Genomic DNA, 14,399 nt, shown 5'->3' on the forward strand with positions numbered 1-14,399 from the left:
CCCATTGTCTCCGTCGCTTGCACTTTGGCAACAGCGTTGTCAAAGTGGGCGGCATGGATGGCACCACTGGCTCCCCCCTCCGCGTCGGCCTCATCGGCTACGGCCTGGCAGGCTCCGTCTTCCACGCCCCCCTGATCGCCACCACCGACGGCCTCGCCCTCGACACCGTCGTGACGGCCAGCCCCGAGCGGCGGCAGCAGGCGCTCACCGAGCACCCCGGGGTCCGCACGGTCGACACGGCCGAGGAGCTCTTCGGCCGCGCCGCCGAACTCGACCTCGTGGTCATCGCCTCCCCCAACCGCACCCACGTCCCGCTCGCCCGCGCCGCCCTCGAAGCCGGGCTCCCGGCCGTCGTGGACAAGCCGCTCGCGGCGACGGCGGCCGAGGCCGAGGAACTGGCCGCGCTGGCGGCGGACCGCGGGCTGCTGCTGAGCCCGTTCCAGAACCGCCGCTGGGACAACGACTTCCGCACGGTCCGCCGGCTCATCGCCGACGGGCAGCTCGGCGACGTACTGCGCTTCGAATCCCGCTTCGAGCGCTGGCGGCCCCGGCCCAAGGGCGGCTGGCGCGAGTCCGGCGACCCGGCGGAGCTCGGCGGGCTGCTGTACGACCTCGGCAGCCACCTCGTCGACCAGGCCCTCGCCCTCTTCGGCCCGGCCGCCGCCGTCTACGCGGAGGCCGACGTGCGCCGCCCCGGCGCCGAGGCCGACGACGACACGTTCATCGCGCTCACCCATACCAGCGGCGTCCGCTCCCACCTGTGGATGAGCGCCACCACCGCGCAGCTCGGCCCGCGCTTCCGGGTGCTGGGCAGCGGCGCGGGCTATGTGAAGTACGGGCTCGACCCGCAGGAGGCCGCCCTGCGCGAGGGCCGCCGGCCCGGCGACGACGGCCCGGCCTGGGGCGTGGAGCCGGAGTCGGCCTGGGGCCGGATCGGTTCCGGCGAGTCCCCGCAGACGGGCGGCGGCGACCTCGTGCCGACCCTGCCGGGCGACTACCCCGCGTACTACGCGGCCATCGCCGAGACCCTGCACGAGGGCGCCGCGCCGCCGGTCACCGCGGCCGAGGCGGCGGCGACGCTGCGGGTGCTGGAAGCGGCGCGCACGAGTGCGACCGAGGCCCGTACGGTCCGCATCGCGGGAGAGTCGCCCGCATGACCGCCAAAGCGGAGAACGGCGAGGCGGGGAAGGGCGAGGCGGAGAAGGTCACCGCGGAGGCCGCCGCCGAGCAGGCCGGAGCGGAGAAAGCCGCCTCCGAACAGGCAGCCGCCGGACAGGCCGCCGCCGGGCTGACCGAAGCGGAACGGGCCGTCGCGGAACTGACCGGCCAGGAACGGCGCCTGGTCCTCGACTCCTTCGGCAACGACGACGCCTGGCGGCTCGGAACCCTCCTCGTGGAGCTGGCGCGCGAGCGCGGCGCGGCCGTCACCGTCGACATCCGGCGCGGCGCCCAGCAGCTCTTCCACTGCGCGCTGCCCGGCACCTCGGCCGACAACGACGCCTGGACCGACCGCAAGCGCCGCGTCGTGGAGCGGTACGCGGAGTCCTCCTACCTCGTCGGCGCCCGCTTCCGCGCCAAGGACCGCACCTTCGAGGACTCCTCCCGGCTGGACCTGGACCGCTACGCCGCGCACGGCGGCGCGTTCCCGATCCGGCTGCGCGGTACGGGCGTCATCGGGACCGTCGCGGTCTCCGGCCTGTCGCAGGCCGAAGACCACGCGCTGGTCGTCGAGGCGCTGGAGCGCTATCTGGGCCTGGGCTGACACCTCGTCAGCCCCTGCGCACGCCCTACGAGCGGCGCCCGCGCGAACGGAAGAGGAGCACCAGCGAGACGCCCGCGCCGACGGCCGCGACCGACGCGCCGATCAGCATCGTGTCCGCCATCGGCAGCCCGCTGTGCGCGAGCGCCTCGCCGCCGCCGGCCGTCCCGCCGGCCGTCCCGCCGGAACCAGGGCCGGGGCCGGGCGCGGGGCGGCCCTCGGAGAGGCTCTCCGAGGCGCTCGCGGAGGGCGACTCCGACGGCGATGGGGACTCGGACGGACGCTCCGAGGAGGAGGACGTGGAAGGACTCTCCGTCACGCTTGCCGACGGGCTCCCGGAAGGCGTCTCCGACGGGGAGGCCGACTGAGTGGTCGACGGAGTGGTCGCGGGAAGGATCGAGGGGGCCGGAGTCGGGGCGGAGGCCGGGGAAGAGGGCTCGCCCGCGCACTCCGGCAGATGCCCGTTGAACGGGTACCGGTGGAACTCCGCGCCCGCGGTCGACGCGTGCGTCAGCGAACCGGCGGTGGAGAAGCGCCCATTCAGGCCCGGCACCGACACCGTGGTCATGCTCTCGGGGCGGCCGATCAGCACGCTGCCCTGGAACTCGGCGCCGCCCTTGATGGTGACCCGCGCGGCGTCCGGGAAGTTCCACAGCAGCCGCTCGCGCAGACCGCCGGGGAGGGCGCCCATGGAGGAGCTGACCGTGCGGGCGGGCCCGATGACGTTGACGAGCACGGTGGCGTCCTCGGGGATGCCCTCGAAGGTGACGTCCTGGTCGCCGCCGTCCCGGCCCACCAGGTCGAAGCCGACGTCGAAGACCTGGAGCCGCGAGGCCCCGTCGCCGGTGAACACGGTCGCGTGCCCCTGGTTGACGGCGGTGCCGGTGGGCTCGCGCGGTACGCCGTGTTCGTACGCGTAGCAGTCCGCGGCGGCGGTCAGTTCGGGCCGCGACCACGGCCGCGGGGAGGGCCGGGCGGCATCGGGGGCGCGCACCGCGCGCGGGGAGAGAGCCCCGAAGAGGCCGCCGGCGTCGGTGACGTCGCCTCGGGTGGAGCCTTCCTCGGCGAGCGTCGACCGGCCCGGCGCGATGGCGAGGTCGCCGGCGGCGAAGGTGTCGATGCCGTTGTCGCGACCGGCGAGAGCCCCGTCGTCCGGGTCGGAGTCCGCCCAGGGGCAGCTCCCCGCCACGCAGGGCCCCGGCCCTCCGGGCAACGGCTCCGCCACGCTCCAGGGAGCGAACAGACAGACCGTCAGCACACCGATGACACCCGCCAGCACGCCCATAAGGCCCGCTTTCTTCACTTTTCCATTCTTTTCCCGAGTCATGTACGGAAATATGATGCTCACTCGCATCAGCGGGAGGAGACGCGCCCACCCGTTCCCCCGAACCGGGGCCCCCGCCCCTCCATCAGGCTCCGGTCTCCGCACCGGTACGCGGCGTCCGCACGCGCTGAAGCAGCGCCCGTTCGGCCGCGGTCCACGCCGTGCTCGTCGCCAGATACAGCCCGGCCGCCAGCGGCACCACCGCGACGCTGACCAGCGTGCCGAAGGCCATCAGCGGCAGCAGCCGACCGATCCGCGCCATACCGGGGATCGCCGGCTCGCCGTCCGCGCCGCCGGCCTTCCCATCGGCCTTCCCGCCAACCGCCGCGAGCGCGGCCGAGGCGGCGGCCGTCTTCCGGGCGCGCGTGTACGTCCAGGTGGCCACCGCCGCGACCAGCGCGAACAGCCCGAGGTAGACCAGCCCACGCGGGCCGAACACCCCGCCGTCGCCGAGCGCCCCGGCCCACCGGCCGCCGAGCGGAGCGCCCAGCAGCGTGTGGTCGAGCAGGCCCGTACCGCCGGAGCCCGAGGAGAAGAGGTGGTACATCACGGAGAAGACCGGCAGCTGCACCAGCATCGGCAGACACCCCGCCAGCGGTGAGGCCCCGGCCTCCTTGTACAGCTCCCCCATCGCGCGCTGCGCCTTCTCCGGGGCGTCCTTGTGCTTGCGCCGCAGCTCGGCCACGCGCGGCGCGAGCTCCGCCCGTACCCGCTCGCCGCGCGCGGCCGAACGGGCCAGCGGGTGCAGCGCGAGCCGGACGCAGCAGGTGAACACGATGATCGCGGCGGCCGTGGCCGAGTCGGCGAAGAGCGGTTCGAACGCGTCGGCGCAGTGCGAGAGAAGCGCGCCGAGCGCGACGAAAGGGGAGGTGAATACGGACATGGGTGAGCCCTCCACGGGTCTCGTCGTGCCGGAATGGGAAATCGGCGTGACGAGCCGCACGGGCTCCATATCGCATACGGGAAACGCACCGGAACAGGCCGGAACGGAATAAGAAATATCAGGCAAATACGAGAAAAGGAGCGCCTACGCGGCCGTCTGGAGGGGACGGCCCGGGGCTCGCGGCCTGGAGCGGCCGGGGGCGTCGGGATCGCATTGGGCCAGGAACGCCGTCCGGCGCTCCCGGTCCCTTATCGCGGTACGTACGCGGTTCGTCGCGAGCGGATAGCCCGTACGGCCCTTGATGACCGCACAGGTCAGCAATGCCGCTGCGACCGCGGTGGTGGCGGCGAGCGCCATCGCGCTCACCCAGCCGGTTTCACTGAGCAGCAGCCCGGCGACAAGGAACAGGAACAAACCCACATATGTGCGCAAGACCGTCGTCATGGGCTTCCTCCTTCCTTGTGCTACCTCATGTACCGCCGCGTGCCGCACCGATGCCGTGCCAATGCCGTACCGATGACCATGCACGCGATGATGTTCTGTTCCACAGATTCTACCGGGCACCACCGACAATGGCCCATACCCCAGCGGTCAAATCTCCCGTACGGCGATTTCCGGCACCGGACGGCTTTGTCCACCTTCCGGACAGGTCATGGCCCGCGCACCGCCCCTCCCGACCTCCGACCGCCCGCCTTTTGACGTGAATTGACCACTCGCACGGCGGTTGAACGGCGCCCGTTCCGCCCCCGTATCCCCACAGCGACGGCGGAGGCGCGCATGCCCCGGCCGACGAGCGGACCATCGGCGAAGCGAAGGAGAGATCATGGTGAATCGACGTCACACGGCGCTCACGGGCGCGGCTGTCGCGGTGCTGGCGCTGGCCGCCGCGGGGTGCGGGGGCGGGGACTCGTACCAGGGAAGCGACAAGTCCCGCACGGCGGGCGGGAGTTCCTCACTCGCGCCGGGCTCCGACGACAGCGGCGACGGCTACGGCGACGCCCCCAAAGCCGGGGCCGGAAGCGGGGCCGGGAGCGGGGCCGGAGCCGGCGTCGCCGCCAAGACCCTGGCCGTACGGAACGTGTCCGGCATCGGGCCCGCCGTCACGGACAGCAAGGGCGGCGTCCTCTACCGCTTCGACAAGGACACCGCCAAGCCGCCCAAGTCCGCCTGCGACGGCGACTGCGCGAAGGCGTGGCCGGCCGTCCCCGCCGACGACGCCACCGCGTCGGCCGGCATCGACGCCGAGCGGCTCGGCCGGGTCGTACGGGCCGACGGCACCGCTCAGCTCACCCTCGGCGGCTGGCCGGTGTACCGCTACGCCAAGGACTCCGAGCCCGGCGTCGCCGAGGGCCAGGGGGTGGGCGGCACCTGGTACGCCCTCGCCCCGGACGGGAAGAAGGCCGGGGCGAAAGCAGACGGGAAAGCCGACGGGAAGGCCGCGAAGGGCGCCGCCGCCGCGGGAGTCGGGCTCTCCGACAACCCCTCCCTCGGCCCGATCCTCACCGACGGCAAGGGCCGCACCCTCTACCGCTTCAACAAGGACAGCGCCTGGCCGATGAAATTCGCCTGCACCGGGGCGTGCCTGGACACCTGGAAGCCCGCGAAACCGGCCGACAAGACGAAGCTCGGCGACGCCGTCCCGGCCAAACTCATCTCCACCGTCACCCGCCCCGACGGCACGAAGCAGCTCGCCGTCGACTGCTGGCCCGTCTACTGGTTCACCGGCGACAAGAAGGCCGGCGACGTCAACGGCCAGGGGAAGATGGGTACGTGGTTCGCCGTCTCCGGCGCCGGGAAAAAGGTCACCAAGGCGGCGGCCGCTACGGGCGGCTACTGACCGCGGCCTCCTCGGCGCCCGGGCCCGCTCCCGCGCCCGCGCCCGGCCCGGCGAGATCCTCGTCGTCCCTGGCCAGCACCTCCTCGTCCGGCCGCGGGTCGGCCGTACGCGGCCCCCACCGGCTGACGGCCAGCGCCACCACGGTGTTCGCGGCCAGCGCGACGATCCCCGCGTTCATCCCCCACACCGGGTCGTGGTCGGTGAAGACCAGCCCGCAGACGATGACGGCCCCGACGGCGAGCCCGCTCAGCGCGCCCCACAGCGTGATCCGCCGCCACACCAACCCCAGCAGCACCATGGGCACGAGCTGCGCCATGCCCTCGTACGAGATGAGCGAGAGCCGCACCAGCGTCTCGGGCACGGTGTACGTCAGCAGCAGCGCCAGCGCGCCCGCGACGACGACCACCACCTGTGAGAACAGCTTCTGCCGGGTCGCCAGGCGCGGCGCCGCGCCCAGCACGCTGCGCCCCCACATCGTCCCGATCACCAGCATGAACACCGCCATCGGCACGATCGAGGAGAGCGCCGCCGCCACCCCGACCACCCCGACCGCCCAGGCCGGCAGCGCGTCCACCACCAGCTTGAACAGCGCCAGATTGGAGTCCGCGCCGACCAGCCCCGGCACCACGAAGATCGCCGCCATGCCGAGCAGCATCGGCACGAACAGCAGCACGTTGTAGAAGGGCAGGAAGACCGCGTTCCGCCGCAGCCCGTCCGCGCTGCGCGCGCCCAGATAGCCCGCGACCGTCGTCGGGAAGATCACCACGGTGAGGGAGTTGAGGAACGTCGTCGTCACGAACCAGCCCCCGCCCATCCCGCTGCCCCCGTGCCCGCTGAACGTCAGCCACTCGGGCTTCTCCGCCACGATCCGGTCCAGGAACGGCCCGTAGCCGTCGAAGTAGTGCAGCGGCACATAGATCGCCAGGAACGCCAGCGTCCCGACGACCAGCACGTCCTTGAGCACGGAGACCCAGGCGCTGCCGCGCAGCCCGCTGACCACTACGAAGCCGGTGGTGACGGCGAAGGCCACGAAGTACGCCCAGTTCAGGCTGATCGCGCCGTACGAGATCGTCGTGACGACCACGCCCATCCCCATGATCTGCAACTGGATGTACGGCAGCAGGCAGACCGTGGCCAGCACCGCGACGAACGCGCCGAGCCACGGCCGCCCGTAGCGGTGCGCGACCATGTCGGTGATCGAGACGAGGCCGTGCCGGCGCGCGTACGACCAGAGCATGGGCCCGACGACGTAGCCGAGCGCGTAGCCGCAGGACATGTACGCGATGACGTACAGGACCGGGGCGCCGTAGTTGTACCCCCAGCCCGCCGCGCCCAGGTAGCTGAAGCTCGTATAGCCCTCGCCCGCCATCAGCACCCAGATGAAGACCGGGCCAAGGCTCCGGCCGCCCACCGACCAGTCGGCCAGCCCGCCGCCGGAGCCGCGCCCGCGCACCGCGAGCAGCCCGAGGCCGACGGTGAGGACCATGAAGACGCCGAAGACGGACGTCGCGACGGCGGCGTTCACCCGGCGCTCCGCTTTCCCGCACGCCCGGCGCGGCCGGGGCCCCGCCGGTCGGAGCGCCAGGCCAGCCATACCGCGGCCGGCGTCAGCAGCGTCGCGAGCAGCAGCCAGAAGAAGAGGAAGGGCAGGCCGAGCACGGTCGGGCGGACGCGGTCGACGAGCGGCAGCACCGCCAGGAAGAGCACGTACGGCACGAGAAGCCACAGCAGAGAGGCACGTTTCAGCACGACGCAGACCCTAACGGGGCCCCGGCCCTCAGCGGGGCTCGATCGCCGTCAGCCTCCCCCACACCACCAGCCGGTACGTGGACGTGTACTCCGGCGTGCAGGTCGTCAGCGTCAGATACGCGTCGGGCTCCGCGTAGCGGTAGGCGGGGTGCGCGGAGCTGTACGGGACCGGGGCGATCACCGTGCCGTCGGACGGCGAGGTCCGCGGCAGCGTGCGCTCGACCGTGTACGTGTAGCGGGCCGCGTCGGTGTCGATCCGCACGGTGTCCCCCGGCCGCAGCCGGTCGAGGCGGCGGAACGGTTCGCCGTGCGTGTTGCGGTGCCCGGCGAGCGCGAAGTTCCCCTTCTTCCCCGGCTGCCCGGTGTGGACGTAATGCCCCACATACCCTTTGTTGAGGACGTTCGCCTTGCTGACGCCCTGCGCCACGGGCGCGGTGACGCCGATCTTCGGGATGCGGATGACGGCGTACGCGGCGTCCCGGCGGGGCGGGCTCTCGCCCACGCTCACGCGCACCGAACCGGTCTCCTCCGAGGACGGGCCGGAGCCGGGTTCGGAGCCGGGTTCGGAGCCAGGATCGGCGGACGGCTCGTTCCGTCCTTCCCCGGGCGGCGTCGCGGGGCTCTCGGCAGAGCGTTCGTCCGCCCACCCCCGCTCCAGCTCCGTGACCTCGTCCCGCGCGCTGGCCCGCGCCTCACGGTTCGTCCACCACAGCTGGTGGACGACGAGCAGCAGTACGACGGCCCCGAGCGTCACCACCAGTTCGGCGCCGCCCCACAGCAGCCGCGCGCCCAGGGGCCGTCGGGCCCGCCGCCCCCGCACCACCACCGGAATCCGCTCCCGCATCCGCCGAACGGTAAGGCCTGCGGGCGCGGACCACCAGAGAGACAACCCGCCGAATAAGCCGGCTGTGGAGGGCCCTCACCCGCCGAACGCGTGCGACACCGCGTAGATGCACAGCCCCGCGAGCGCGCCCACCACCGTGCCGTTGATGCGGATGAACTGGAGGTCCCGCCCGATGTGCGCCTCGATCTTCTTCGACGTGTGCTCGGCGTCCCAGCCCGCCACCGTGTCCGTGATCAGCAGGGTGATCTCGTCCCGATAGGTCGTCACGACGTAGACGGCCGCGTCCTCCAGCCACCCGTCGACCTTGGCCCGCAGCCGTTCGTCCGCCGACATCCGGTTGCCGAGCGAGAGGATCGCCGCCCGCACCCGCAGCCGCAGTTCGCTGCGCTCGTCCTCGGCCGCCGCCACGATCATGGCGCGCACCGAGCTCCACGCGGAGGCGATGAGGTCCTGCACCTCGCCGCGGCCCAGCACCTCCGACTTCAGCCGCTCCACCCGCGCCCGGGTCTCGGTGTCCGACTGGAGGTCGCCCGCGAAGTCCCGCAGGAACCGGTCCACGGCGCCCCGCGCCGGATGGTCCGGCATGTCCCGCATCTCGGTGACGAACCGCAGCAGCTCCTTGTACACCCGGTCGCCGACCTTGCGGTCCACGAACCGCGGCGTCCAGCCGGGCGCGCCGCCGGTGACCGCGTCCATGACGGACGCGCTGTGCTCGACGAGCCAGTCGTGGGCCCGTACGCACACCAGGTCCACCAGCTTGCGGTGGCCCCCGTCCGCGACGACCTTCTCCAGCATCTTGCCGACACCCGGCGCGATCTCCTGCGCGTCGGCCCGCCGGGTGATCGCCTCGCCCACCACGGCCTGCACGTCGGAGTCGCGCAGCACTCTGAGCGCGCCGCGCAGCGCCGTGGCCAGCTCGGCGGTGACCCGGTCGGCGTGTTCGGGCTCGGCGAGCCAGGCGCCGAGCCGGGAGCCGATGCCCACCGCCCGCAGCCGCTGCCGCACCACGTCGCCGGAGAGGAAGTTCTCCCCGACGAACTCGCCGAGGCTCTGCCCGAGCTGGTCCTTCTTCGTCGGGATGATCGCGGTGTGCGGGATGGGCAGCCCCATCGGCCGTCTGAAGAGCGCGGTGACGGCGAACCAGTCGGCGAGCGCGCCGACCATGCCGGCCTCCGCGGCGGCGGCCACGAACCCGGCCCAGCCGCCGGCTCCGGCGGACCGCGCCCACGTGGCCAGTACGTAGACGAGCGCGACGGCGAGCAGCAGCCCCGTCGCGAACGTCTTCATCCGGCGCACGCCGCGCCGCTTCTCCTCGTCCGCCGCGCTGTAGGCGAACCCGCCCGCCGTCCCTGCCGCGTCCACCGGCCCTGCCGCGTCCACCGGCCCTGCCGCGTCCGCCGTCCCTGCCGCGTCCGCCCCGGCGGCAGCGGCATCGGCCCCGGCGGCGTCCGCCCCGGCGCTGTCCGCCCCGTCGCCGCTCGCCGATCTTTCCGTGTGCGTCGGTTCCATCCACTCCACCCGTTCGAGCCGTCCTTCGGCAATTGTCCCTGTCCGAGGTACTCGGGGAACGGACCAGGAGTTCCCGGCGTCCGAGCTGGAGAGGGGCGCGCGACGGCGAACAGCGGCCGCCGCCCCGGTCCGCGGTGCGCCGTACGGGTACCGCGCCGTCCGCCGGGCAGTCCCCCGGACCGTCATGGGATCATGGAGGCCGATCGGACCGCGACGGCGCCGCTGATCCCGTACCCACCGCGCCCCTGCGAGGAGAGTCCGCCCATGTCCAGGCCCCCCATGCCCCGCGGTACGGCCTACGCCGTGCTGGCCGCCCTGGCGGCCGTGGTGGTCCTCATATCGACCGCCATCTTCATCGGGGCCCGCACCGGCGACCGGCCGGGAGCGGCGCGGCCCGAGGCCCGCGGCACGGCCTCGCCCGCGTCCACCGGCTCCTGGGTCGGCACGTGGGGCACGTCGGCGTCGGCGGCCGAACCCCGTACGCCCGGCGGCTTCGCGGGCATGTCGGTACGGAACGTGGTGCATACCAGCATCGGCGGCAGCAGCGCCCGCATCCAGCTCTCCAACCTCTACGGCAACCAGCCGCTCTCCCTCACCCACGCCTCGCTGGCCCTGGCCGCGGCCCCCAGCGACGCCGCCGCCGAGCCGGGCACCATGCGCCGCCTCACCTTCGGCGGCCGCACCGGCGTCACCATCCCCGCCGGCCGCTCGGTCGTCAGCGACCCCGTCCGGCTCGCCGTGCCCGCCGCCGCGGACCTGCTGGTCACCACCTACTCGCCGACGCCCTCCGGCCCGGTCACCTACCACCCGCACGCCCGCCAGACCTCCTACCTCGCGCGCGGCGACCGGGCCGAGGACGGCGCGGGCGCCGCGTACACCGGCCAGAGCCCGTACTGGCGCTACCTCACCGGCGTCGACGTGTGGAACAAGGACGCCCAGGGCGCGGTCGCCGTCATCGGCGACTCCATCACCGACGGCGTCACCTCCACCGCCGGCGCCAACCACCGCTGGACGGACTTCCTCGCCGCCCGGCTGCGCACCGAGCCGGACGCGCCCCGCTACGGCGTGCTCAACCAGGGCATCAGCGGCAACCGCGTGCTCCTCGGCGGCATGCACGGCCGGGTCTCCGCCAACCCCAGCGCCCTCTCCCGCCTCGACCGCGACGTCTTCGCGCGTACGGGCGTACGGGCCGTCATCTCGCAGCTCGGCGTCAACGACATCCTGCGGCTGCCGCAGCAGAAGGACCCCCGCCGGATCGTGGCGGGCCTGCGGGAACTGGTCGCGCGGGCGCACGCGCACGGGCTGCCGGTCTCCGGCACGACCCTGATGCCGTTCGGCGGCCACCGCGGCTACGACCCGCGGCTGGAGGCCGTACGGGAGGCGGTCAACGCGGAGATCCGGGCGGGGCACGTCTACGACGACGTCATCGACCTCGACCGGGCGCTGCGCGACCCGGCCGCGCCGAAGCGCCTCAACCCGCGGTACGACTCCGGCGACCATCTGCACCCCAGCGACGCGGGCTACCAGGCGATGGCCCGCGCGGTGGACCTGAAGAGCCTCAAGAAGGGCTCGGCGGCGACGCTCTGAGGCGCGGCCCCACCGCCGCTACTCCAGCGACTTGCGCCGCTCGTCGCGCTGCGCCTTCCGCACCTCTTTGCGCTCCTTGCGCCGGACGCCGACGCCGCCCCAGAAGGCCAGCCCGCTGACGGTGACGCGCGGCGCGCCGGGCGTGCCGGGGCCGCTGGCCTTGTCGTCGAAGCCGCCCATGATGCCGACGCCGTTGACGTGCACCTCGATGTCGGGCGGCGCGATGATCTCCATGCCGCCCATGATCGCGAAGCAGCGGATCGTGATGTCGCGGTCCTCGAACCGCGCCTCACGCACATCGATCTGACCGCCGCCCCAGAACGCCACGGAGGTGAAGACGCGCGGCGCGGTCCAGCGGCCCCCGCGCTGGAAGCCGCCCATGACGGCGACGCCCCAGCGGGAGGTGGCCCGGCCGCCGACGCGCTCGGCCCAGTCCGGGGAGGCGTCGGACTCCGCCGTCCGGCGAGAGACGTCCGCCCCGGCCGCCCGGCCCGGCACCGGCAGGTCGCGTACGAGGACCTCCAACTCGCCGTGCGTACGGGCCTTGTACGCCGCCCCGAGCCGCTGGTCGAACTCCTCCATGTCCAGCCGCCCCTCGGCGAGCGCCTCCCGCAGGGCCTCGGCGATGCGGTCGCGTTCGGAGTCGGAGGCCCGCATGTCAGGGAGTTCACTCATACCGGACAGCCTAGCGAGCGTAGGTCACTAAACCGACCGCTCCGCGTACATCTTCGCGATGACGGCCTCGATGTAAGAACACCCCGGGGACTTCCGATCGCCGGGGTGTTTCCCTGCCGGTCCGCAGATTAGGGGCAGATCAGGGAAGGCCATTCCTCTGGTTGCGGAAGCGGTACGTCTTGGTGGTGCCCATCGTCTTCATTCTTCTCTTCCGGGGCGAGCGTTGGTCAGACGGCCTGGAGGCCGACGAGCACGCGGCGTAAGAGCCAGGGATCAGCCCGCGCGGTCGGCCCTGCATCGGAGCGCTCCGACCTACGGCGGTGCGGCAGCACGGCAGGAGTCGCCTCGGGCACCGTGATCTCAGCCCAGACCAACTTGCCCCGCGGCGTGCGGTACGAGCCCCAGCGCTTCGTCGTCTCCTGGACGAGCAGAAGACCGCGCCCGCCCTCGGTGATGTCGTCCGGCTTCTGGAGGACGGGCATTTCCTTGGATGTGTCCCACACCTCGATGACGACGCTGGTGTCGAGGCCGACCAGGCGCACGGTCACGAGGTTCAAGGTCTCCAGCTCCAGCCACGTCGGCCGGCGGTCGAGAACGCCGGTCGCTTTCACGGCGTTCGTGACCAGCTCGGAGACGACGAGGGTGGCATCCCCTTCGATGGAGTGGGCATGCCACTTGCCGAGCGTGAGTCTCATGAAGTGGCGGGACATACTCACCGCCGAGCCGACAGCAGCAAGGCTGAGCTGATCCATGAAGCGGCGGGCAAGCTGGAGTGGTCAGAACCAAAGATCTGGCGGATTGAGACCGGACAGACCTCGCTGCGCAGCCTTGACGTTGAAGCCATGTGCAAGGTGTACGGCGCGCCAGAAGAGTTGACGCAGGGACTCATGGGGCTCGCCAAGGAGACGAAGAACCGTGGCTGGTGGCACTCCTACGGCGACGTGATCCCTGAAGGATTCGATCTCTACATCGGACTGGAGGAAGCCGCTCAGAGCCTTTCTTGGTATTCGTCAGAGCTTGTGCCCGGCCTGCTCCAGACGGCCGACTACGCCGAGACGTTGATCCGCGAGGACAACCCCGGCGTCCCTGATGAAGAGATCGAGCGGCGCGTGCACGTGCGCATCGCCCGGCAAGCGCTCATCACCAGGGTCACCGCAGCGCCGACGGTAGAAGTCGCGCTCAACGAGGCCGTTCTCAGGCGTCCCGTCGGGGGAACCAAGGTGATGGGCGACCAGTTGAAGCGGCTGGTGGAGTTGAACAAGCTCGACAACCTGTCGATCCGTGTCGTGCCGTTCAGCGCTGGTTTGCACGCCAGTCTCATGTCGGGGCCGTTCGTCATGATGCGCTTCCCGGCCAATGGTGACGGCCGGGACACCGAGCCGCCCACGGTCTACGTGGACGGGTTCACCGGGGCTTTGTACCTCGACAAGCCCCATGAGATTGATCGGTACGACGCCGCGTTCAAGGCGACCTGGGGCTCTGCCCTCGACCACGAGGGCACTCAGAGTCTCCTCCTGCAAGCAATAAGGGAGCTGTAACAGTGAAGAGTTCCGACCTGACGGGCGCGGTTTGGCGGAAGAGCCGCCGCAGCAACGGCCAGGCCGAGTGCGTCGAGATCGCGTTCCTCGACGATGGCCGCGTGGCCATGCGGGACAGCAAGGACATGGGCAACGGCCCCGCTCTCGTCTTCACCCCCGGCGGATGGGACGCGTTCGCGGGCGGCATGTCGGACGGGGAGTTCATCCGCCCGTAGCGGCCCTGGACGCCAAGATCACGCAGAACATGCTTCGACAAGCGGCAAAGGAGTTTGCGCGATGATGAGTTCAGACCTCGCGGGTGCGGTGTGGCGTAAGTCCAGCCGCTCCCAGAACAACGGCCAGTGCGTCGAGATAGCGTTCCTCGACGATGGCCGCGTGGCCATGCGGGACAGCAAGGACAACGGCAACGGCCCCGCTCTCGTCTTCACCCCCGGCGAATGGGACGCGTTCGCGGGCGGCATGTCGGACGGGGAATTCGTCCGTCCGTAGCCATCCACCAAGATCCCGACTACAGAGCAGCGCCCGACCCATTCAGGGGGTCGGGCGCTGCTTGCACGCAAGATCCGACCGCAGGTCACTGCTGCTCATCAATGTGTGGTGTCGGGAGGGTTGCCCCTGCGGGTCCACAGGGCGAGCGGCGACGGGGTTGGGGTGGGTTCGCTGTCTGCCGCCGGGGGGTGGGCCAATGTCGCAG

The 14,399-nt window shown here is 72.1% G+C and carries 16 protein-coding genes; 7 read left to right on the forward strand and 9 right to left on the reverse strand.

The features are described 5' to 3' along the window. The first annotated feature begins 53 nt into the window (after positions 1–53). Entirely contained in the window at positions 54–1,157 is a 1,104-nt protein-coding gene (locus AB0I49_RS12370) for a Gfo/Idh/MocA family oxidoreductase (RefSeq protein ID WP_363226851.1), read from the forward strand. Between the two features lie 131 nt (positions 1,158–1,288). Next, positions 1,289–1,762 (forward strand): heme-degrading domain-containing protein, encoded by a 474-nt coding sequence (locus AB0I49_RS12375; RefSeq protein WP_363226996.1) that lies wholly within the window; start codon positions 1,289–1,291, stop codon positions 1,760–1,762. Between the two features lie 25 nt (positions 1,763–1,787). Here AB0I49_RS12375 and AB0I49_RS12380 read toward each other — a convergent pair whose 3' ends face one another. The 3 genes from AB0I49_RS12380 to AB0I49_RS12390 form a co-directional block, all read right to left on the reverse strand. Continuing rightward, positions 1,788–3,062, reverse strand: coding sequence for a choice-of-anchor A family protein (locus AB0I49_RS12380; protein WP_363226852.1), 1,275 nt, complete (start codon positions 3,060–3,062; stop codon positions 1,788–1,790). Positions 3,063–3,168: 106 nt separating this feature from the next. Then, entirely contained in the window at positions 3,169–3,966 is a 798-nt protein-coding gene (locus tag AB0I49_RS12385) for a YidC/Oxa1 family membrane protein insertase (protein ID WP_363226853.1), read from the reverse strand. Positions 3,967–4,110: 144 nt separating this feature from the next. Beyond that, a complete protein-coding gene (locus AB0I49_RS12390; protein WP_363226855.1) occupies positions 4,111–4,410 on the reverse strand; it encodes a DUF6412 domain-containing protein in 300 nt (99 codons plus the stop codon). Between the two features lie 379 nt (positions 4,411–4,789). Between AB0I49_RS12390 and AB0I49_RS12395 the strand changes: the two genes are divergently transcribed. Then, positions 4,790–5,803: an SCO0930 family lipoprotein gene (locus AB0I49_RS12395; RefSeq protein WP_363226856.1), complete on the forward strand. Its 1,014-nt coding sequence runs from the start codon at positions 4,790–4,792 to the stop codon at positions 5,801–5,803. Here AB0I49_RS12395 and AB0I49_RS12400 read toward each other — a convergent pair. The 4 genes from AB0I49_RS12400 to AB0I49_RS12415 form a co-directional block, all read right to left on the reverse strand. Continuing rightward, entirely contained in the window at positions 5,787–7,328 is a 1,542-nt protein-coding gene (locus AB0I49_RS12400) for a sodium:solute symporter family protein (protein WP_363226857.1), read from the reverse strand. The two genes, AB0I49_RS12395 and AB0I49_RS12400, sit on opposite strands and share 17 nt — an antisense overlap. Continuing rightward, entirely contained in the window at positions 7,325–7,552 is a 228-nt protein-coding gene (locus AB0I49_RS12405; protein ID WP_363226858.1) for a DUF3311 domain-containing protein, read from the reverse strand. Before AB0I49_RS12405 ends, AB0I49_RS12400 begins: the two co-directional genes overlap by 4 nt. Before the next feature lie 28 nt (positions 7,553–7,580). Beyond that, positions 7,581–8,396 (reverse strand): class E sortase, encoded by an 816-nt coding sequence (locus tag AB0I49_RS12410; RefSeq protein WP_363226859.1) that lies wholly within the window; start codon positions 8,394–8,396, stop codon positions 7,581–7,583. A gap of 75 nt (positions 8,397–8,471) precedes the next feature. Then, the gene (locus AB0I49_RS12415; RefSeq protein WP_363226860.1) at positions 8,472–9,905 is read right to left on the reverse strand and encodes a DUF445 domain-containing protein; all 1,434 of its coding nucleotides are present in this window, start codon (positions 9,903–9,905) and stop codon (positions 8,472–8,474) included. Between the two features lie 264 nt (positions 9,906–10,169). Here AB0I49_RS12415 and AB0I49_RS12420 point away from each other — a divergent pair, with 264 nt between their 5' ends. Then, a complete protein-coding gene (locus AB0I49_RS12420) occupies positions 10,170–11,492 on the forward strand; it encodes an SGNH/GDSL hydrolase family protein (protein WP_363226861.1) in 1,323 nt (440 codons plus the stop codon). 18 nt (positions 11,493–11,510) lie between these two features. Here the strand turns inward: AB0I49_RS12420 and AB0I49_RS12425 are convergent, their stop codons facing one another. Together AB0I49_RS12425 and AB0I49_RS12430 are read right to left on the reverse strand one after the other, a co-directional pair. Next, entirely contained in the window at positions 11,511–12,167 is a 657-nt protein-coding gene (locus tag AB0I49_RS12425; RefSeq protein WP_363226862.1) for a DUF1707 domain-containing protein, read from the reverse strand. Between the two features lie 227 nt (positions 12,168–12,394). Then, entirely contained in the window at positions 12,395–12,862 is a 468-nt protein-coding gene (locus tag AB0I49_RS12430) for an ATP-binding protein (RefSeq protein ID WP_363226863.1), read from the reverse strand. Here AB0I49_RS12430 and AB0I49_RS12435 point away from each other — a divergent pair. The 3 genes from AB0I49_RS12435 to AB0I49_RS12445 all read left to right on the forward strand — a co-directional run bounded on the left by AB0I49_RS12435 (position 12,836) and on the right by AB0I49_RS12445 (position 14,194). Continuing rightward, complete coding sequence (locus AB0I49_RS12435) at positions 12,836–13,705, forward strand: helix-turn-helix transcriptional regulator (RefSeq protein ID WP_363226864.1); 870 nt, start codon at positions 12,836–12,838, stop codon at positions 13,703–13,705. The two genes, AB0I49_RS12430 and AB0I49_RS12435, sit on opposite strands and share 27 nt — an antisense overlap. Positions 13,706–13,707: 2 nt before the next feature. Further along, positions 13,708–13,920 (forward strand): DUF397 domain-containing protein, encoded by a 213-nt coding sequence (locus tag AB0I49_RS12440; protein ID WP_363226865.1) that lies wholly within the window; start codon positions 13,708–13,710, stop codon positions 13,918–13,920. 64 nt (positions 13,921–13,984) lie between these two features. After that, positions 13,985–14,194 (forward strand): DUF397 domain-containing protein, encoded by a 210-nt coding sequence (locus AB0I49_RS12445; protein ID WP_363226997.1) that lies wholly within the window; start codon positions 13,985–13,987, stop codon positions 14,192–14,194. Positions 14,195–14,399 lie beyond the last annotated feature (205 nt).

Source organism: Streptomyces sp. NPDC050617, from assembly GCF_040654795.1.
Taxonomy (GTDB): domain Bacteria; phylum Actinomycetota; class Actinomycetes; order Streptomycetales; family Streptomycetaceae; genus Streptomyces.

Excerpts from the sequence above, each read along its gene's own strand:
- AB0I49_RS12370 (WP_363226851.1), top strand. The coding sequence starts at position 54 with ATGGATGGCACCACTGGCTCCCCCCTCCGCGTCGGCCTCATCGGCTAC.
- AB0I49_RS12385 (WP_363226853.1), bottom strand. The coding sequence starts at position 3,966 with ATGTCCGTATTCACCTCCCCTTTCGTCGCGCTCGGCGCGCTTCTCTCG.
- AB0I49_RS12390 (WP_363226855.1), bottom strand. The coding sequence starts at position 4,410 with ATGACGACGGTCTTGCGCACATATGTGGGTTTGTTCCTGTTCCTTGTC.
- AB0I49_RS12395 (WP_363226856.1), top strand. The coding sequence starts at position 4,790 with ATGGTGAATCGACGTCACACGGCGCTCACGGGCGCGGCTGTCGCGGTG.
- AB0I49_RS12410 (WP_363226859.1), bottom strand. The coding sequence starts at position 8,396 with ATGCGGGAGCGGATTCCGGTGGTGGTGCGGGGGCGGCGGGCCCGACGG.
- AB0I49_RS12415 (WP_363226860.1), bottom strand. The coding sequence starts at position 9,905 with ATGGAACCGACGCACACGGAAAGATCGGCGAGCGGCGACGGGGCGGAC.
- AB0I49_RS12420 (WP_363226861.1), top strand. The coding sequence starts at position 10,170 with ATGTCCAGGCCCCCCATGCCCCGCGGTACGGCCTACGCCGTGCTGGCC.
- AB0I49_RS12425 (WP_363226862.1), bottom strand. The coding sequence starts at position 12,167 with ATGAGTGAACTCCCTGACATGCGGGCCTCCGACTCCGAACGCGACCGC.
- AB0I49_RS12435 (WP_363226864.1), top strand. The coding sequence starts at position 12,836 with ATGCCACTTGCCGAGCGTGAGTCTCATGAAGTGGCGGGACATACTCAC.
- AB0I49_RS12430 (WP_363226863.1), bottom strand. The coding sequence starts at position 12,862 with ATGAGACTCACGCTCGGCAAGTGGCATGCCCACTCCATCGAAGGGGAT.
- AB0I49_RS12445 (WP_363226997.1), top strand. The coding sequence starts at position 13,985 with ATGAGTTCAGACCTCGCGGGTGCGGTGTGGCGTAAGTCCAGCCGCTCC.